General features: G+C 54.7%; 17 protein-coding genes. 10 read left to right on the top strand and 7 right to left on the bottom strand.

From position 1 onward, the window contains the following. Positions 1 to 24: 24 nt before the first annotated feature. The 6 genes from truA to K0H63_RS11995 all read left to right on the top strand — a co-directional run bounded on the left by truA (position 25) and on the right by K0H63_RS11995 (position 7543). Positions 25 to 810, top strand: coding sequence for a tRNA pseudouridine(38-40) synthase TruA (gene truA / locus K0H63_RS12020; protein ID WP_220064885.1), 786 nt, complete (start codon positions 25 to 27; stop codon positions 808 to 810). A gap of 112 nt (positions 811 to 922) precedes the next feature. After that, on the top strand, positions 923 to 2188 hold the full coding sequence (gene folC, locus K0H63_RS12015; RefSeq protein ID WP_220064884.1) for a bifunctional tetrahydrofolate synthase/dihydrofolate synthase: 1266 nt from the start codon (positions 923 to 925) through the stop codon (positions 2186 to 2188). Between the two features lie 12 nt (positions 2189 to 2200). Further along, positions 2201 to 2875, top strand: coding sequence for a cell division protein DedD (gene dedD, locus K0H63_RS12010; RefSeq protein WP_220064883.1), 675 nt, complete (start codon positions 2201 to 2203; stop codon positions 2873 to 2875). A 104-nt stretch (positions 2876 to 2979) separates the two neighbouring features. Further along, positions 2980 to 3468, top strand: coding sequence for a CvpA family protein (locus K0H63_RS12005; protein WP_011760260.1), 489 nt, complete (start codon positions 2980 to 2982; stop codon positions 3466 to 3468). 44 nt (positions 3469 to 3512) lie between these two features. After that, positions 3513 to 5027 (top strand): amidophosphoribosyltransferase, encoded by a 1515-nt coding sequence (purF, locus tag K0H63_RS12000; RefSeq protein WP_011760259.1) that lies wholly within the window; start codon positions 3513 to 3515, stop codon positions 5025 to 5027. Positions 5028 to 5530: 503 nt separating this feature from the next. Next, complete coding sequence (locus tag K0H63_RS11995; protein ID WP_220064882.1) at positions 5531 to 7543, top strand: DNA topoisomerase III; 2013 nt, start codon at positions 5531 to 5533, stop codon at positions 7541 to 7543. A 304-nt stretch (positions 7544 to 7847) separates the two neighbouring features. Here the strand turns inward: K0H63_RS11995 and K0H63_RS11990 are convergent, their stop codons facing one another. Further along, the gene (locus K0H63_RS11990) at positions 7848 to 8036 is read right to left on the bottom strand and encodes a DUF4250 domain-containing protein (RefSeq protein ID WP_220064881.1); all 189 of its coding nucleotides are present in this window, start codon (positions 8034 to 8036) and stop codon (positions 7848 to 7850) included. Between the two features lie 189 nt (positions 8037 to 8225). Further along, on the bottom strand, positions 8226 to 9545 hold the full coding sequence (locus K0H63_RS11985; RefSeq protein WP_220064880.1) for an alpha/beta fold hydrolase: 1320 nt from the start codon (positions 9543 to 9545) through the stop codon (positions 8226 to 8228). A gap of 172 nt (positions 9546 to 9717) precedes the next feature. Here K0H63_RS11985 and K0H63_RS11980 point away from each other — a divergent pair, with 172 nt between their 5' ends. The 3 genes from K0H63_RS11980 to K0H63_RS11970 all read left to right on the top strand — a co-directional run bounded on the left by K0H63_RS11980 (position 9718) and on the right by K0H63_RS11970 (position 12612). Beyond that, positions 9718 to 10362, top strand: coding sequence for an MBL fold metallo-hydrolase (locus K0H63_RS11980; RefSeq protein WP_220064879.1), 645 nt, complete (start codon positions 9718 to 9720; stop codon positions 10360 to 10362). A gap of 225 nt (positions 10363 to 10587) precedes the next feature. Next, positions 10588 to 11052 (top strand): DUF1097 domain-containing protein, encoded by a 465-nt coding sequence (locus K0H63_RS11975; protein WP_220064878.1) that lies wholly within the window; start codon positions 10588 to 10590, stop codon positions 11050 to 11052. Positions 11053 to 11172: 120 nt separating this feature from the next. Further along, a complete protein-coding gene (locus K0H63_RS11970) occupies positions 11173 to 12612 on the top strand; it encodes a methyl-accepting chemotaxis protein (RefSeq protein WP_220064877.1) in 1440 nt (479 codons plus the stop codon). Positions 12613 to 12739: 127 nt separating this feature from the next. Here K0H63_RS11970 and xthA read toward each other — a convergent pair whose 3' ends face one another. The 3 genes from xthA to K0H63_RS11955 are packed head-to-tail and all read right to left on the bottom strand — an operon-like array spanning position 12740 to position 14390. Further along, positions 12740 to 13546, bottom strand: a complete 807-nt coding sequence (xthA, locus tag K0H63_RS11965) for an exodeoxyribonuclease III (RefSeq protein WP_220064876.1) — start codon at positions 13544 to 13546, stop codon at positions 12740 to 12742. Continuing rightward, positions 13546 to 13845, bottom strand: a complete 300-nt coding sequence (locus tag K0H63_RS11960; RefSeq protein ID WP_011760251.1) for a YciI family protein — start codon at positions 13843 to 13845, stop codon at positions 13546 to 13548. The genes xthA and K0H63_RS11960 overlap by 1 nt, the downstream gene beginning before the upstream one ends. Continuing rightward, positions 13845 to 14390 (bottom strand): septation protein A, encoded by a 546-nt coding sequence (locus tag K0H63_RS11955; protein ID WP_011760250.1) that lies wholly within the window; start codon positions 14388 to 14390, stop codon positions 13845 to 13847. Before K0H63_RS11955 ends, K0H63_RS11960 begins: the two co-directional genes overlap by 1 nt. Before the next feature lie 182 nt (positions 14391 to 14572). Here K0H63_RS11955 and K0H63_RS11950 point away from each other — a divergent pair, with 182 nt between their 5' ends. Beyond that, positions 14573 to 15829, top strand: coding sequence for a hydrolase (locus K0H63_RS11950; RefSeq protein ID WP_220067891.1), 1257 nt, complete (start codon positions 14573 to 14575; stop codon positions 15827 to 15829). 119 nt (positions 15830 to 15948) lie between these two features. On the opposite strand, the gene K0H63_RS11945 is transcribed toward K0H63_RS11950, so the two are convergent. Then, the gene (locus tag K0H63_RS11945) at positions 15949 to 16482 is read right to left on the bottom strand and encodes a cysteine hydrolase family protein (protein ID WP_220064875.1); all 534 of its coding nucleotides are present in this window, start codon (positions 16480 to 16482) and stop codon (positions 15949 to 15951) included. A 250-nt stretch (positions 16483 to 16732) separates the two neighbouring features. Continuing rightward, positions 16733 to 17533 (bottom strand): tryptophan synthase subunit alpha, encoded by an 801-nt coding sequence (gene trpA, locus K0H63_RS11940; protein WP_220064874.1) that lies wholly within the window; start codon positions 17531 to 17533, stop codon positions 16733 to 16735. Between the last annotated feature and the right edge of the window lie 8 nt (positions 17534 to 17541).

The following is a 17541-nucleotide window of genomic DNA, read 5'->3' as shown; positions in this document are numbered from 1 at the left end:
TTTTGACTGGCAGGAAATTTAAAAATGCGCATCGCTCTTGGGATTGAATACGACGGCAGCAAGTTTTATGGCTGGCAGCGCCAGGCCGAGGTGAACTCGGTTCAGGCAGAGCTTGAGAGGGCGCTGTCCATCGTCGCCAACGAGCCCATCGAGGTGCAGTGTGCGGGTCGTACCGACGCAGGGGTACACGCCACAGGCCAGGTAGTGCATTTCGATACCAACGCCGTCAGAAAAGAAGGCGCCTGGACGCTGGGAGTGAACGTTCACCTGCCTGATGATATCGCAGTGCGCTGGGCCATGCCGGTGAGCGATGATTTCCATGCCCGTTTTTCTGCCACTGCCCGCCGTTATCGTTACGTTATCTTCAATCACAATTTCCGTCCCGGCATTTTGCGCAAGGGCGTGAGCCATTATCACGGTGATATTGACGTGGAGCGGATGCACGATGCCGCTCAGGCGCTGATCGGTGAGCGGGACTTTACCAGTTTTCGCGCCATTGGCTGCCAGTCCAATACGCCGTTTCGCAATGTCCACAAGGTGAGCGTAAGCCGTCATGGCATGTATATCGTGGTCGACATTCAGGCCAATGCCTTTTTGCACCATATGGTGCGCAATATCGTCGGCTCCCTGCTGGAAATCGGCCTTGGCAACCAACCACTTGACTGGATGGCGACCTTGCTTGAGGTCAAAGACAGAAGCCAGGCCGCTGCCACCGCCAAGCCCCACGGACTTTATTTGGTAGATGTGACTTACCCGGAGAGTTTTGGTTTGCCCAAGCTGTCCCTCGGTCCGCTTTTTATGCCAGACTGAGGCTGCGGCGACATTCAACCTGGATAATGCGCCCGCTTAGACGGGTGATATCCGCAACAAGTGATAACCACAACAACAAATATTCAAATTAAGTGGAAGCAAGGATACGTTAATGACACAGGTGCATGCCATGGCCCCGGGTTCAGGTGCCACCCTTGGCGAGTGGTTGGATTATCTGCTTGCCATTCACCCCACCGAAATTGATATGGGGTTGGCGCGGGTCACTGAGGTGGCACAGCGACTGGGCGTAAAGTCCCTGGGCGATACCCTGGTGGTCACCGTTGGTGGCACCAACGGCAAGGGCAGTACCTGTGCCATGCTGGAAAATATTTTGCGCCGCGCGGGATACCGGGTCGGGGTATACAGCTCGCCTCACATCCTTCATTACAACGAACGCATTCGTATCGATGGCGTGGATGCCCTTGATGCGGACATCATTCAGGCCTTCGAGCGCATTGAATTGGCGAGGGAGAGTATCTCGCTGACTTTCTTCGAGTTTGCCACCCTGACAGGACTCATGCTGTTCAAAGAGGCCGGATTGGATGTCGCCATATTGGAAGTGGGCCTCGGCGGTCGCCTGGACGCCACCAATCTGGTGGACGCCGATATTGCGGTGGTGACTTCTGTTGATCTCGACCATCAGGCGTATTTGGGCAATACCCGTGAGTCGGTAGGACGGGAAAAGGCCGGCATTTTCCGCGCAGGCCGGCCTGCTATCGTGGGCGAGCCTGACATGCCCTCGACGGTGGCTGAGGTGGCAAACCACTGTGGTGCGCTTCTTTATCGGGTAGGGCTGGATTTTCGCTATCAGCGCGGGCAGGGATCCTGGTCGTATCAGGGCAGGCAGCGCAGCCTCACCAATATGGCTTTGCCGCAATTACCGCTCCCCAATGCTGCCACCGTTATTGCTACCTGCGAAGCCATTGGTGAGCGTTTGGATTTGCCAGATGCTGTGGTGATTGAAGGTATAGCCACGGCGCGCCTCGCTGGCAGGCTGGAGGAACTCAGCAAATCACCGCTGGTTATCGCCGATGTGGCGCACAACCCCCATGCGGCGCGCTTTTTAAAGTCTGAGTTGGTTCGCTGGCCGGGTAAACGTGTGCTGGCGCTCTGCGGTATGCTCAAAGATAAAGATTACCGTGAAGTATTGAATATCATGCATCCGGCAGTTGCAGCCTGGTATCTGGTGACACTGGAAGGCGAACGTGGCACCCGCGCGTCGGAACTTGCCACAGCCTTGCCCACAGGGGCAAAGGCTCACACCTTCGACACAATGCAGCAAGCCCGTGAGGCGATACTCAAGGATGCGGGCGATGGGGATGTGGTAATTGTGTTTGGTTCTTTTTACACTGTATCCGGATTTAAATCATTAGCTTAAAGGGAAGCCATTTTGTCCAGTCAGTTTCAAAACCGTTTGGTTGGCACCATAGTGATGGTGGCCTTGGGAGTGATTTTTTTGCCTGACTTGTTGGACGGCAAAAAAGACCGGGTGCAGGAAGAGTTTGCCGAGATCCCGTTACGGCCCCACAACCCGGTGATGAATGCACCGGAGGAAAGCTTCAAGGTGGAAGAACTGGGCAGCCTGGAACTGACTTCCCAGGATACTGACGCCGATGCTGAACAGACCCAGGCACTGGCGGCTGCTACCACTGATGAGTCGAAAGAGGACAACACGGCATCGTCAAGCCAGGCCTCCAATCCGCCTTCAACCTCGCCCTCAACCCAAAGCGCCAAGGTAAACGACAAGCCCAAAGACGAGCCTGTAGTTGCCAAAGCGGTGACGACACCGCCCAAATCTGAGCCCAAAGCCGCGCAGCAAGCCGCCTGGACCTTGCAATTGGGAGCCTTCAGTAACGCCGGTAATGTGGATGCGCTGGTGAAAAAACTGCGCAGCGCCGGCTTCAAGGCTTACACCGTACCCACCAAGCCGGTTGATGGCAGCCTGACCAAGGTATTTGTTGGGCCTGATGTGTCTCAGTCCAAAATTGAACGTCTCAAAACAGAAGTGGAAGCCCTTACTCAGCTTAAGGGTAAGGTCATTGCCTACAACCCGCTGGAGCGTTGAGTCAATTGCCCCCGTGGGATTTATTTCGGCAACGGGGGTGAGAATCTTGTCACTCTCTGGTAGAATCGCGCCGATTCGAAAAGCCACCCGGAAAACGACCTTCCATGGTTTGGATTGATTACGCCATTATTTTTATTATCGGACTGTCCACCCTTATCAGTCTGATCCGCGGCTTCGCCAAAGAAGCCATGTCTTTGCTGGTGTGGTTTGCTGCCTTTTTTGTCGCCAGCCAATTCTATGAAGATCTCGCCGTTCACCTGACTCAGCTGCAGGATGAAATGCTTCGTAACGGCGTGGCCATTGCTATTCTCTTTGTGACCACCCTTATCCTCGGCGCCCTGGTGAATTACATCCTGGGCCAATTGGTGGCCAAAACCGGTTTATCGGGTACCGACAGACTCCTGGGTCTGTGTTTCGGTGCCTTGCGCGGCGCACTGATTGTCAGTGCGATTTTGTTTTTCATGGATGCCTTCACCGGCGCTCCCAACACCCCCTGGTGGAAGGAGTCCCGACTGGTGCCCGAATTCGGGGTTGTGATCCAGTGGTTCTTCCACTATCTGGAAAACACCTCAAGCTTCGTACCCAAAATATAAAAATTAGCTAAACAACAGAACATCTTAAAAGAGGACACTCTCCCATGTGTGGTATCGTCGGAATAGTTGGCCATTCCTCGGTTAATCAGACCATCTATGACGCACTGACAGTGCTTCAACACCGTGGTCAGGATGCAGCCGGGATAGTCACGGTAGACAATGACGCGTTCAGGCTCCGTAAGGCTAACGGACTGGTGCGTGATGTGTTTGAACCCAAACACATGCAGCGCCTGCAGGGTAACGCCGGTATCGGCCATGTGCGTTATCCCACCGCCGGGAGCTCCAGCTCCTCAGAAGCCCAGCCTTTTTACGTTAACTCGCCTTTTGGTATTTCTCTGGCCCACAACGGCAACCTGACCAACACTCAGGATCTGTCGGCTCGCCTCAAGCAGCAGCGTCGCCACGTGAATACCACGTCGGATTCTGAAGTGCTGCTGAACCTGCTTGCCGACGAGCTGCAGCAAGTGCAGAGCGCCCATCTGAGCGCCGATCAGGTGTTTGATGCCGTGGCCAAGGTGCACGCCCAAACCCGTGGTGCTTACGCGGTAGTGGCCATGATTGTTGGCGAAGGTCTGGTGGCTTTCCGTGACCCCAACGGCATTCGCCCGCTGGTGCTCGGTAAAAATGAAACCGCCACCGGCACAGAGTACATGGTGGCCTCAGAGAGTGTGGCCCTGGATGCCGTGGGTTTTGAAGTGATCCGCGATGTTGCGCCGGGCGAAGCCGTATACGTCACCCTCGACGGTCAGCTGTTTACCCGTCAGTGCGCCGAAGCACCGCTGTATTCTCCCTGTATTTTCGAATTCGTTTACTTTGCCCGTCCAGACTCCACCATCGACAAGGTGTCTGTCTACGCCAGCCGTGTAAACATGGGCGCCAAACTGGGTGAGAAAATCAAGAAAGAATGGTACGACAACGACATTGATGTGGTTATCCCCATTCCTGAGACCTCCTGTGATATCGCACTGGAAATTGCCCGTGTGATGGACCTGCCTTACCGTCAGGGCTTTGTAAAGAACCGCTATATTGGCCGTACCTTTATCATGCCTGGTCAGCAGGAGCGTAAGAAGTCAGTACGCCGCAAGCTTAACGCCATCAACACCGAGTTCAAGGGTAAAAATGTGCTCTTGGTGGACGACTCCATCGTGCGTGGTACCACGTCTGAGCAGATCATCGAAATGGCCCGCGAAGCCGGTGCCAAGAAGGTGTATTTTGCCTCGGCCGCACCTGAGATTCGTTTCCCCAACGTGTACGGCATCGATATGCCCACCTCCAATGAGCTGATTGCCCACGGACGTGATGCGGATGAAATCGCCAAGCTGATTGGTGCCGACGGTATCATCTTCCAGGATCTGACTGATCTGGTTGAGGCCGTGCGCATGGAAAACCCTGAGATCAAGCGCTTTGAAACATCGGTATTTGACGGTGATTACATCACCGGCGACGTGACTCAGGCGTACCTCGACCACCTCACTCAGCTGAGAAACGATGATGCCAAGGCAAATCGTAACAGCGACGTGGGCACGAATCTCGAGCTGCACAACGTGTGTCATCCATAATCAGTTACGCCCGGGAGGGTAGCTAGCAGATTACGGTGAATCAAAACCAGCACTCAGGTGCTGGTTTTTGTTTTTGGGGAATTAATAATTCATACCTACAGGGCCCTGGCAAAACACAGCAGCCAAATGGCAAATAGGCTGGTCATACCCAGCTGCGTCAAGGGCGTGGCCCGCAGATAGTTTACCCCAATCGCGCTTAGCGGCAGCATGACCCATGGCAGGTGAGCCGGAGGAAGGCACAGCGCTAATCCAAGGGTTAACAAGACTGCATATAGCAGCCATTGATGGCGAATAATTGAGACTGAACTTTGCATAGTCAAATCCGGGATGGAGGATATTGGTCATTTGAACTTTGATGAGAATTATTCTCAACTAAATTTACACTGGCTCAGGGTAAATCTGACCTTGGCGTTAAGTCGCCGGGATTGCGCGTTGCGTCCGCAGGGGATTTTCGCTACATTTACTGTGAATTCATCCAGTACTCTAAGTTCGAATAGCCTGCCATGATCCTCTATATCGCCGAAAAACCCAGCCTCGGCCGCGCCATTGCCGAAGTGTTGCCCAAACCCCATAAAAAGGGGGATGGCTACATCGAGTTGGGCAACGGCGATTGTGTCACCTGGTGTATCGGCCATCTACTGGAGCAGGCCGAACCTGACGCGTATTCTCCCGAATACAAGCAGTGGCAGCTTGCCCATTTGCCCATCATTCCCGACGAGTGGAAACTCATTCCCCGAGGTTCGGCCAAAAGTCAGCTGGCAGTGGTAAAACGTCTGATTAAGCAGGCATCTTCTCTGGTTCATGCAGGGGATCCGGACCGCGAAGGACAGCTCCTGGTGGATGAAGTGATTTCCCATGCCAACGTTTCTGCGTCCAAACTGGCATCCACCCAGCGTTTATTGATTTCAGATTTGAACCCCGACGCGGTGCGCCGCGCACTGGGGCAGCTTCGCAGCAATAAGGAATTTGTGCCGCTTGCAACATCGGCATTGGCGCGCAGCCGCGCCGACTGGCTCTATGGCCTCAATATGACCCGGGCTTATACGCTTCAGGGGCGAAAGGTGGGGTATGCCGGTGTCTTGTCCGTTGGTCGGGTGCAAACCCCATTGCTGGGCCTGGTGGTGCGCCGGGACCTGGAAATTGAGCATTTTGAGCCCAAAGACCACTACGAGGTGCTTGCGCACGTCACCACAGACAAGGGCGAGTCTTTTTGCGCCAAGTGGCATCCCAGCGAGGCTTGTCAGCCATACATGGATGAAGAAGGGCGGGTGCTTTCACGCCGCCTTGCAGAAACCGTGGTTAACCGCATTGGCGGTAAGCCTGCACTGGTCGAGCATGTCAGCCATAAAGACAAGAAGCAGGCGCCGCCTTTGCTGTATAGCCTCTCGGCGCTGCAAATTGATTGTGCCAAACGCTTTGGTATGAGTGCCAAAGAGGTGCTGGATACGGCCCAGAGCCTGTATGAGCGTCACAAGCTGATTACCTATCCCCGCTCAGACAGCCGTCATTTGCCTAAAGAACAGCTCTCATTGGTGCCCGATGTGGTGGCAGCTATAAGCACCAACGCTCCTGAACTGTTGGAGGGGGCGCCGCCACCCAATTTGCAGCTGGTGTCCAAAGCCTGGGATGACAGCAAGGTGGACGCCCACCACGCCATAGTGCCAACGGGTAAACGTGCGGCGCTGTCGCAGCTTAACCAGCGGGAGCGCCAGCTTTATTTGCACATTGCACGGCAATATTTGGCGCAGTTTTATCCCCATCGCCTTCTGGCAGATACCGAGATACAGCTCATTATCGAAGGCGGCAGCTTTATCGCCAAAGCGTCGGTTGAGAGAGCCGCAGGTTGGCGGGTGTTGTTTCAGGGACGCAATACCGAACAGGACGAGGGAAGAGAGCTACAAGAGACTGATGCCAGCCAAAAGACGCCCCTGCCAGCCCTGAATAAGGGCGATATAGCCCAGTGCAGCCATGGTGAGTTATTGGCAAAGCAAACCCAGCCCCCCAAACACTTTACCGATGCGACCCTGCTCAGTGCCATGACAGGCATTGCCCGTTATGTGAGTTCACCGGACATTAAACGCATATTGAAGGACACGGATGGCCTTGGCACCGAAGCGACCCGGGCCGGGATCATCGAACTCCTCTTTAAACGTGGCTTTTTGGTGCGTCAGGGTAAAAGCATCGTGGCATCCCAAGCCGGGCGGGGCCTAATTGCCAGCTTGCCTGAGGTGGCCACCACAGCGGATATGACCGCCCTGTGGGAGCGTCAGCTCAGTGATATCTGCCAACGTCAGCTGTCCTATAAAGGCTTTATGGCACCACTGGTGTCGGAACTTGAAAAGTTGATTGAGCAGGCCGCTGCCAGTTTGCCCACCGCGCTGGCCGGCGTGACGGCGACAGGGGCCAAACGCGCTTTTAAAGGCAGAGCTGGCAATGGGAAAGGGCGTGCGCCCGGGTCAAGTGCTGGCAGAGGTCGAAAAAGCCGTGCAAGCCAAAAAGGAAAGGCTACAACCTGAAAGCCCAGGCAACGCCAGCCAGATAGCCGATGTGAACTGAAGAACCCAAGAGACGATGTTGAGTGTACGCTGGGATTCATAGCGCATTCACTTCGGTATGAAGCTGGTGCAAGACGTAATCTGAGTGGGGATAAAAATACAGTAGCTTTTCAACACCCAATCCCGAAAGGCACTTTCTGCACTTTCTGCACTTTCTGCACTTTCAGAACTTTCTGCACTTTCAGAACTTTCTGCAGTTTCCGCGCTTTCTGCTCTTGCTCTCACAGTACAGTTCAAGGGCAATCAGAGGGACACTGGTAATGGCTCAGCGGCTGCGATATTGATTGGTCTCGGGGTTGTAATCGAAGTCAGCCAGTTTGGCGTCCAGTTCAGCTTCCGGCATTCCCAGTTCGTACAAAAGCGATGCCTTGTCCGGGCACTGTAAGCGGAGCTTTTCATTGACTATGCCAACGAGGATTTCGGGACTTAATTGCGAAGGATGACGGATTTCCATGGGCGACTCCCATACTGAGGTGCTTGAGTCAGTATCGGGTAAAAAAAGGAGTAAGCCAAGGTCCTGGCTTACTCCACTCAAAAAGCGATAACCAAAAACGGTTAACACAAACGCTCATAGAGGAGGAACCTTTATGAGTGTGCCAAGTCGGGCTTAAGCCTGACTTAAAATCACCTGAGCGCCGAATGACTAGCGTAAACAGGCGCCGCGATTGATGGCGATGAGGCGATCGAGAATGCGTTCACCATCCATACGAATGCCATTGTGCTCGTATTCTGAGGTCAGCCAATACTTGAGATTGGCCACCTGTTTGGCGGTTTCCAGGCTGTAGTCCATTTCAACAAACATGTCTTCACTGTAAATGGCCGCCGCAACCGGCACGGTATTGTTGGCGAGCACGGCTTTGTCATAGAGTGGCGGCCAATCCGCTTTTGCCGCGAGCAACTCCGCGCATCCTTTCAGTGGTTTGAGGTGTTCAAAGCAGTCAAACATCCAGGGGAAAATCATCTCGCCTGTGAGCAGCAGAGGTGCAGGGGGCGCTGCGTCAAACTGCGGATATTCAGCGCGAATCCTGTGCGCCGCCCAATTGGACGCCTGCTGCTGGCAGTAAATGGCCTCATGGAGCACTGCAAAGAGAGGATTGGTGTTGTAATCCAGCATCTGCCCAAAACGCTCGACAAAAAGCGGGTTGATGCGCTCCCCTGAGGGCGTGAACTGCAATGCCTGCTCCAGCAGGTAATATACGCCCTCTGGCCCATCCTCCATCCCCAGATGTATCCCCAGCAGCTGTAACATCTGCGGTGTTAATTGCTGTCCAGACGGTAATAAGACCGGGTGCTCGAGCATGTATCGGTGCAAATCAGCAAGTAATGAGGCCGCATCCGGGAAGCGTTGATGGAAGTCGCGATTCTTCTGCAATACCCGTTTATAGGTCGCCCGGTAAACCTCGTCGGCACTGCGCTCAAGGGGGGGAATGCCGCCTGTAATATAGGCTTCTTTCAGGCCATGGGCGGCAACGCTCAAGTACCTGAGCACACAAAAGCCGCCAAAACTCTGGCCGAGAATGGTCCAGGGTGTATCGGGGCTTAAGATGGCGCGAATCGCTTCTGCGTCTCTGATAATGTTATCGGCGCGGAAGTGACTGAGATAGTCCGCTTTCCCTGCATCATCCAGATGTGCAAGGCTTGTGGCGTTTACAGGGGAGGACAGCCCTGTGCCGCGCTGGTCGAGCAGCAGTACCCGATATTCTGTCAGCGCCCGTTTAATCCAGCCACTGTGACTGACCGGGCGCTGGGCGGCAAAGCCGGGGCCGCCCTGGAAATACACCAGCCAGGGCAACTCCAGATGTTGCTTATCCTTGTGTACCAGGGTACGGGCAAAGACGTTAATGGTCCCTTTGGAGCTGTCCTGGTAATCCAGGGGCAGGGTAAAGGTAAGCTTTTCCGCAATCATCTGTGGAAGGGTGGACGTTGACGCTGTGGCATTGGGGTGTTTGCTTGAAACAGACATGGGCAGGACTCTTTGGCTGGCATCTTGTTGCGGATTGTATACAAATGCCTCTGTCTGGCAAGTCATCAATCTTGCCAAAGCCCTATCAAGATCAATTTCTGCCCGGGAAAACTGGCACACAATGGCTAGAATCACTTAATCTAGCGCCCAAAATACAAAAGAGAATGCGACTATGAAATACCAGATAATTCCCGTGACGCCTTTTCAGCAAAATTGCACTCTCATTTGGTGTGAAAACACCCGCAAGGCTGCGGTGGTTGACCCGGGTGGAAACCTCGAGCGGATTTACGAGGCGCTGGAAAAACATGGGCTGACATTGGATAAAATTTTGCTGACCCATGGCCACATAGACCATGTGGGCGGGGCTGCCAAACTGGCCAAGGAAACCGGCGTCGCCATTGAAGGCCCCCATGTGGATGATGCCTTCTGGTTGGAAAACCTGCCCCGTCAGAGCCAAAACTTTGGCTTTGCCCATTGCGATGCCTTCGCCCCGTCCCGTTACCTCGAGGAAGGCGAGAGTCTGCACATTGGCGATGTAGCCCTGGATGTGGTGCATTGTCCAGGGCATACGCCCGGACACCTGGTGTTTTTTGAACCCGTCACCAAGTTGGCCCTGGTGGGGGATGTGCTATTTCGTGGCTCCATTGGCCGAACCGACTTCCCCGGTTCAGACCACAAAGCACTCATCAATTCCATCACCACCAAGCTTTGGCCACTGGGTAAAGAGGTGGCCTTCATACCCGGCCATGGGCCCATGTCTACCTTTGCCGAAGAGCGGGCTCATAACCCCTTTGTGGCCGATCAGCTGCTGGGTTAATACCTGATTATCCCCATCGTGGCTCCGTGAGATTGATGTTATCGGAGCCACTGATTCCTAGTCTCTTCCCTCAGTCCATTCATTGTCTGTCGGCGGCAGCCTCTTCTGACTAAACAGTGATGCTTATTTGGTAATTTAATTACACTTTTTGGAACCAGATCAGTTTTTCACACTGCAGTTTGCCTTATTGTTAGCGCCATAACACAAAGACAACGGGGTCCAACTATGTTTGAACGATTGCCAGTGGCGCTGGCCGCCGGTTTACTTGCTGCCTTATGGGTGGCGGTATCCGGCCAACTTTCCTGGGTAACCTGGGTGGGGTTTCTGGGATGCAGTGCTTATTTTGCCCAAGGGGAACTGAGCCCGCGAGGCGTCATGTCCACCTGGGCTACCACCCTTTCGGGGGTGTTCTGGGCGTGGCTTATTCTCCATGGCGCTGAAGTGTTGACCATGGGGTACAGTGCAGCCATTCTCACCGGCATAGTGACTGCGTTTATGTGCCTGCAGGCCAGTAAACGCCTGCTCGCCTTTATTCCCGGTACCTTTTTGGGTTGCTGCGCCATGTTTGCCTTAAATGGCGATTTCCTGGTGGTGTTGCCACCGCTACTCGTGGGTGCGGTAATGGGATACGCCATGAGTCTTCTCTCTGGCTTGCTGGCTCGCTACATGCCAGTTGCTGTAACAGAGTGAGCCTCACATTCTGATGATTTAACATTGCCATGGCGAAATACGCAGCTTGGCTCAGGTCCGCCCGGTCACCATCTATACTTACCCATGACCGGGAACGCTGACCGGGCCGGAGAATAATCAATGAAACAAATAACCTTTCGTAAAATTGATGCGATTCTGATCAAATTCAGTCTTAACGGTAAATTTTGGTTGGTATGCTCCATGGTGGCTGCCATCACAGCCATTGTGGCGCTGGCGAATTATCGTCTGCAGGTAACAACCATAGAATCCGCCAGTGAAGCACGGGTCAGCGCCGCACTCGATGCCTACGCTGAAATCGCCCGGGCCAACAATCTGCAGGGGGACGCGTTCTCGGCATTTGCCGCACGCCATGGTTTGTCACAGTCTGGCCAGAGCGGCCGCAAAGGCAACACGGTGACGGCAGTGACCAACCTGGCCGGCTCGCCGCTGGCGCTTAGCCGCAACGTGGCTGAATGGGAGAGTGAGTCCCGAAGCGATGCCGGTATGATGCTCTGGTGGGCCGCTCTGGGACTGCTGCCGCTGTTTCAGCTCAGCTACTGGATGTCCACTTCCCTTGGGGGCGGCCTCTGGGATATGTACATGGCCATCAAGCGCTTGGCAGATGGCGACCTGACCCAGCGTCTGAATTTTTTCGGCACCGATGACTTCAGCCTTATTGCCCGGGAAATTGACCGCTGCGCCGACAACATGAGTGATATGCTTTCTGCTATTCGTAATAACGCCGACACCCTGAAACGCGCATCCTCGGCATTTTCCAATCAGGCCCAAAGCAGTGACAGTCTCGCCAGACGGCAACACGAGTTTCTCGATTCAGTGGCGGTGGCCATGTCGCAGATGACGTCGGCCATTGAAGAAGTCTCCGCCAACGCCTCGGCCACCTCCACCCAAACCCGCTCCAACGCAGGGGCAGTAAAAGAAAGCCAAAAACGTATCACCAATACGGTATCCGGCATTGCCGAGCTCTCCGGCAAAATAGGGGATGCGTCGTCGTCGGTGGATGCGCTGTCACGTGAAGCGACCGAGATCAGTGCCGTGGTCACAGTGATTGACAGCATCTCAGAGCAAACCAATCTGCTTGCCCTGAACGCGGCCATTGAGGCTGCCCGTGCAGGAGAGCAGGGAAGGGGCTTTGCGGTGGTCGCCGATGAAGTCCGTACCCTGGCGGGCCGCACCCAACAGGCGACCGTGGAAATTCAATCCATGATTGAAAGTCTGCAATCCGGCAGTAAGGCGCTGTCTGGTATTACCGGCGATATTGTCAGCCGGGCAGAGCAGGGAAAGAGTGCGGTTTCGCTGGTGGGTGAGGATGTAGGCAATATCGCAGACTCCATCAATCAGGTGTTTGACATGGCAAGCCATATAGCTGCATCGGCCGAAGAGCAGAGTGTCGCGTGCCGTGAGATTGCATCGCAGCTTGCTGAAATCAGAAACCAGTCGGGCGTTATCAGTGACAATGCGCACAATGCTCTGGAGCTGGCCCATGAACTGGCACAGGCCTCGGTGGCGTTGACGGATATCCTGGGTCAGTACCGCACCTGATGACAGATATCTGTGTCAGCATAGGTTCTGTTGCACGAGTTCTAGTCCTTGAACGCTGGCATAAATTTAGTAAGAGGTATAAAAAAAGCGCCGTTTATCGGCGCTTTTTTTGGTGAACAGCCAGGGCTTACTCGAACTCGCTCCAGACGGGGGCGTGATCCGATGGCTTTTCCATGGCGCGAATATGGTAATCCACACCGGACGCAACCAGCCGGTCTGTGAGTGACCTGGTCGTCATGATCACATCGATACGCAGCCCGCGGTTATCATCAAAGCCCTTGCTGCGGTAATCGAACCAGGAATAGGTGGCGTCTTTTTCGGGGTGCAGTACCCGGAAGCTGTCGTCAAATCCCCAGTCTTTCAGGGTTTGCAGCCACTCGCGCTCTTCCGGCAGGAAACTGCACTTACCGGTTCTGAGCCAGCGTTTGGCATTGTCCGGACCAATGCCTATGTCCAAATCCAATGGAGATATGTTGATATCCCCCATGATGATGATGTCATCATCGCAGCTGTAGGATTCGGTCAGGAGGCGCTGGAGATCGGCATAAAACTTACGCTTGGCCGGAAACTTGATTTCATGATCCCGGCTCTCACCCTGGGGGAAGTAGCCGTTCATCACGGTAAGCATGCGGCCGTTTGGCTGACGGAATTTTCCGATGATCATCCGTCTTTGGGCATCTTCTGCATCCCATGGGTAACCCTTTTCCACGGATTCGGGTTCAACCTTCGACAGCAGCGCCACACCGTAATGGGCCTTGCCACCATGGTAATAAACCTTGTAACCCATGGCCTCGACATCGGCGAGGGGAAAGGCTTCGTCGTGTACCTTGGTTTCCTGCAGGCCGATGATATCAGGCGCCTGGGTATCAATCAGCGCTTGAAGTTGATGCAGGCGCGACCGCAGGCCATTGATGTTAAAGGAAACGACCTTCATCAGGGCAACACTCGCTTAAATGGTTTTACGATCACCTTTTCATACACGCCTGCGGCAATGTAAGGATCGGCATCGGCCCATGCCTGGGCGAGCTCCAGTGATTCAAATTCGGCCACTACCAGAGAGCCGGTGAAGCCCGCTTCACCTGGGTTATCGCTGTCGATAGCCGGGTGAGGACCGGCAATCATCAGGCGACCCTCATCGGCCAGTTCCTGCAGGCGCGCCAGGTGTGCAGGACGGGCGGCAAGGCGTTTTTCGAGACTGTTGGCAACGTCCTGGGATGAAATCATGTACCACATTATTTGAGTTCCTTCTTTTTATCTTCGGGAAGATGTTTGAACAGGTAAACCACGGTAAGCAGTGTGTTCACCAGAGTGGCGGCGGTCAGCCCGAATACTTTGAAGTTCACCCAGGTTTCCTGGGACAGACTGAAAGCCACATAGATGTTGATAAGCCCACAGGCGACAAAAAACAGCACCCAGTACCAGGTGAGTCTGGCCCAAATCTTATCGTCTACCGGCATTTCCTGACCGAGCATGGATTTGAGAATGGGCTTCCCCAGAAACTGCCCTGCAATGAGGGCGATGGCGAACAGGGCATAGACTATGGTCACCTTCCACTTGATAAAGGCATCATCGTGGAAAATCAGGGTAGCGGTACCGAAGCTGGCCACCAGGGCAAAGGTGATCAGGTGCATTTTTTCGATTTTTTTATACAGCGCATAGGTGGCGATGAGCTGGATAAGCGTCGCGACAATCAGGGCGCCAGTGGCGGCATAAATATCAAAAAACTTGTAAACGGCGAAAAAGACCAGAAGCGGTAAAAAATCGAGCAGCTGTTTCATGGCGTCCTGTGAAGTCCGAAAGTGTAAGCCTTTGACGGCCGGAAAGCTTGTGTTGTGCCGTCAGCGAGAAACCGAGTGTAACATGGGGATTGGCCGCTGGGTATGGCACTTTACCCGCTGGTGAAACCCAGCTCACACCTCTATAATGGCCGCCCGCCCCAGCAGGGGTTTTGATCTTGTGGATGTGTGTTTTGCGTAAGTGGTTGAAAGGCATCGCGGCCGTAAAATTTGCCCTGATTGTGCTGCTTGGGCTGTCCGTTTGGTCCACACGTATCCCAGATATTGCCTACCATCCTGTTTTGCCAGAACAGTCCCTAGCCAATTTCCACGTCATCGAATTCAATGATGACGGGCAAATGCATCTGCCCGCCCAGTTTGATGCGCTCAAGGCTCGTCTAAGGACGACGCCGGGTTCAGACCTGCTGATTTTTATCCACGGCTGGCACCACAATGCAGCGCCAAATGACGATAACTTTGTCGCCTTTCAGCGTTTTTACCAACAGATGTCGGCGACTAACCCGACGCTGCTGGGTCTCTATATCGGTTGGCGCGGCGACCAGTACGACCCCTTTTGGCTTGACGGCTCTGACGACCCCGACAGCGTGGTTGAGCCGCTGGACTTTCCCACCATATTCACCAGCAAACGCGTGGCAAAGCGGGTAGGAGAACATGGCGTCAGGCCGTTATTGGCTGAGCTCGACACCCTCGCGGATGAAGGTATCCTGGGACGCTATACCCTGATAGGCCACAGCCTCGGTGGCGTGGTGGCGCTCCATGCCCGCAAGCAAAGCCTGCTGGAGAATCTGGCAAAGGGGCAGGGGGAGCGGCATCTTACCGTGCTGCTTAATCCCGCGGCCTCCGCCAGGGAATATCAACCGCTGGATAAATGGCGTGGCCCAGACAATGCCGGGCCAGCCATGCTGGTGCTGCAGTCCAAAACGGATTTTGCTGTGCTGGAGGCCTTCAATTGGCTCAAGGAAGGAGAGCGCGCCGTGGGCAACTCCTGGGCTATTACCCACGATATTGACCCCTGTCCGGGGCGGGATTGCAGCCGCAAACTCGCTCTTCCCAAGGCGCTGCAGGACCACGATGCCAAACCCGGCTGTATGCAGGTGCTGGATGGCCCTGGCTGGAAGATCCGCGCCCGTCTGCACGCCCGAAAAACGGTGCAAAGCTGTGAGGATGCCAACCGTCAGGCTGTATGGGTACTGGCGGTTGCCGATGGGGTGATTGCCGGTCATAACGGTATCCTGACCGAAGTACAGGGCGTTGCACTGGCGGCCGCTTTGGATAATTGGCAAAGTGCCTGGCAAGGGGCAGCCCACACAGCCTCAATATCAGGCCCCATCACACCCGAATCGCCGCTTTGGCTTGAGCCCCATGCAGCTGCTGAACCCCAAGCTGACAGTAATCACACGGGAGTTCCTGCGTCGAAATAAGCTTGAAAGCATGCCCGGAGCTAAAAACGGGGCGGGTAAAAATCAATGGCCACATTCAGTGGCCGTTGATTGGGGAGATTTACAGCTTAGTCTGGCAGCCGGTTTCTCAGAGATGTCACTTACGGCTGCCAGTCATTTGCATTCACGGCTGAAGCTACAACCCCGAAGCTTTTGATACTGCAGAGGGTCGCATTTTCGTGGGCAATGATGATTTTGGCATCCAGATGCGCCTTGTCCGCTGTAGTGTGCGCATCGCTGATAAGGTCCACGGGGTATCCCAGCGCCAGGGCGCGTCTCACCGTGGTATCAACGCAAAACTCACTGGCATAGCCGCAAATGGCCAGTGCATCCACATCCAGTTCATCCAGTAAGGCCTTAAGCCCGGTTCCCTGAAAACTGTCCGGGGTGGTTTTACCCACGAAGTAGTCGTTCTCGTCCTGAATTAGACCACTCACCAACTGCCAGCCCTCTGTGTCGCGGGCGATGGGGGTGCCTGGCTGTTCATGCTGGATAAAGATAACCACAGCGCCTTTTACGCGGGCGGTTTGGGTTAACTGGTTGATACGCTGTATGATATTGGCGGAATCAAATGGCGGCGTGGCGCCTTCAAAAAGCAGTTGTTGAACATCTATCACTAGCAGTGCCTTGGCCATGGGCCACTCCTTAGCTGCTGCTTCGGCATTGAGCCGAATGGTGCCGGATAGACTAAGTTGTATTTCAGCTGTCACTGAGAGTCAACCTTCCCGGCATTGCTGCCTGAAAAATCAATCTATTGCAGTTGCCCATGGACTTTCTTACCTCCACAGCCGCTGCGGCGCTGAATTCCTGCAAAAACAGCGGGCAAGCCCGCTGTGTAGATTGTCTTCTCCCGTCTTATGAGGGAAAACTGCGTGTTTTAGCGCGTCAGGTGGCAGCCTTCATGGCGCTGGCAAAGGATTTGAGCTCTGCCAGGAGCTTAGGCATGTCGTCTTTCAAGGCGTCAATACGCTTGACCACGGCGGAGCCGGAAATGGCACCGGCGGCGCCCGCGGCGATCGCTTCCTTAACCTGTGAGGGTTCGGCAATGCCAAAGCCCAGCAGTGGTGGCGGTGCATTGAATTCCTTCAGGGCCGACAGCACAGAGTCCAGTGGCATACCTGCCTTGTTATCGGCACCTGTCACCCCGGCGCGGGATAAGAGGTAGGTGTAACCTTCGCCAAGTGACGCCACCAGGCGCAGGGTATCGGCGTCGGCATTGGGAGGCGCAATAAAAATCGGTGCTATGCCTTCGGCTCTGGCGGCGGCAACGAAAGGCGCCGACTCTTCTGCAGGTACATCGGCAATCAGCACTGAGTCCACTCCGGCGGCCTTGGCGCGGCGGTAAAACGCCTCTATGCCGTTGGCAAATACCAAATTGGCGTACAGTAAGAGACCGATGGGCAGCTCAGGATATTTGGCGCGGATTTGTTCAATCATCCTGAAACAGGTGTCCGGCGTAGTTCCGGCCGCCAGGGCGCGGATATTGGCACCCTGGATCACAGGACCATCGGCGAGGGGGTCGGAGAAGGGAAAACCCAGCTCCAGACAATCGGCGCCGCCTTCGACCAGGGCATCAATAATCGCGAGACTCTCCTCAATGCCCGGGTCCCCCAGGGTGACGAAAGGCACGAAGGCGCCCCGTGATTCGGCTTTTAATCGGGCAAAGGCGTTTGAATATCGGTTCATGGCAGTAC

The sequence above is a fragment of the Shewanella zhangzhouensis genome, assembly GCF_019457615.1.
GTDB classification, from domain to species: Bacteria; Pseudomonadota; Gammaproteobacteria; order Enterobacterales; family Shewanellaceae; genus Shewanella; species Shewanella zhangzhouensis.
This window is presented reverse-complemented; position numbering and strand designations above follow the sequence as displayed.

Excerpts from the sequence above, each read along its gene's own strand:
- truA (WP_220064885.1), top strand. The coding sequence starts at position 25 with ATGCGCATCGCTCTTGGGATTGAATACGACGGCAGCAAGTTTTATGGC.
- folC (WP_220064884.1), top strand. The coding sequence starts at position 923 with ATGACACAGGTGCATGCCATGGCCCCGGGTTCAGGTGCCACCCTTGGC.
- K0H63_RS12005 (WP_011760260.1), top strand. The coding sequence starts at position 2,980 with ATGGTTTGGATTGATTACGCCATTATTTTTATTATCGGACTGTCCACC.
- purF (WP_011760259.1), top strand. The coding sequence starts at position 3,513 with ATGTGTGGTATCGTCGGAATAGTTGGCCATTCCTCGGTTAATCAGACC.
- K0H63_RS11995 (WP_220064882.1), top strand. The coding sequence starts at position 5,531 with ATGATCCTCTATATCGCCGAAAAACCCAGCCTCGGCCGCGCCATTGCC.
- K0H63_RS11990 (WP_220064881.1), bottom strand. The coding sequence starts at position 8,036 with ATGGAAATCCGTCATCCTTCGCAATTAAGTCCCGAAATCCTCGTTGGC.
- K0H63_RS11985 (WP_220064880.1), bottom strand. The coding sequence starts at position 9,545 with ATGTCTGTTTCAAGCAAACACCCCAATGCCACAGCGTCAACGTCCACC.
- K0H63_RS11980 (WP_220064879.1), top strand. The coding sequence starts at position 9,718 with ATGAAATACCAGATAATTCCCGTGACGCCTTTTCAGCAAAATTGCACT.
- K0H63_RS11975 (WP_220064878.1), top strand. The coding sequence starts at position 10,588 with ATGTTTGAACGATTGCCAGTGGCGCTGGCCGCCGGTTTACTTGCTGCC.
- K0H63_RS11970 (WP_220064877.1), top strand. The coding sequence starts at position 11,173 with ATGAAACAAATAACCTTTCGTAAAATTGATGCGATTCTGATCAAATTC.
- xthA (WP_220064876.1), bottom strand. The coding sequence starts at position 13,546 with ATGAAGGTCGTTTCCTTTAACATCAATGGCCTGCGGTCGCGCCTGCAT.
- K0H63_RS11960 (WP_011760251.1), bottom strand. The coding sequence starts at position 13,845 with ATGTGGTACATGATTTCATCCCAGGACGTTGCCAACAGTCTCGAAAAA.
- K0H63_RS11955 (WP_011760250.1), bottom strand. The coding sequence starts at position 14,390 with ATGAAACAGCTGCTCGATTTTTTACCGCTTCTGGTCTTTTTCGCCGTT.
- K0H63_RS11950 (WP_220067891.1), top strand. The coding sequence starts at position 14,573 with ATGTGTGTTTTGCGTAAGTGGTTGAAAGGCATCGCGGCCGTAAAATTT.
- K0H63_RS11945 (WP_220064875.1), bottom strand. The coding sequence starts at position 16,482 with ATGGCCAAGGCACTGCTAGTGATAGATGTTCAACAACTGCTTTTTGAA.
- trpA (WP_220064874.1), bottom strand. The coding sequence starts at position 17,533 with ATGAACCGATATTCAAACGCCTTTGCCCGATTAAAAGCCGAATCACGG.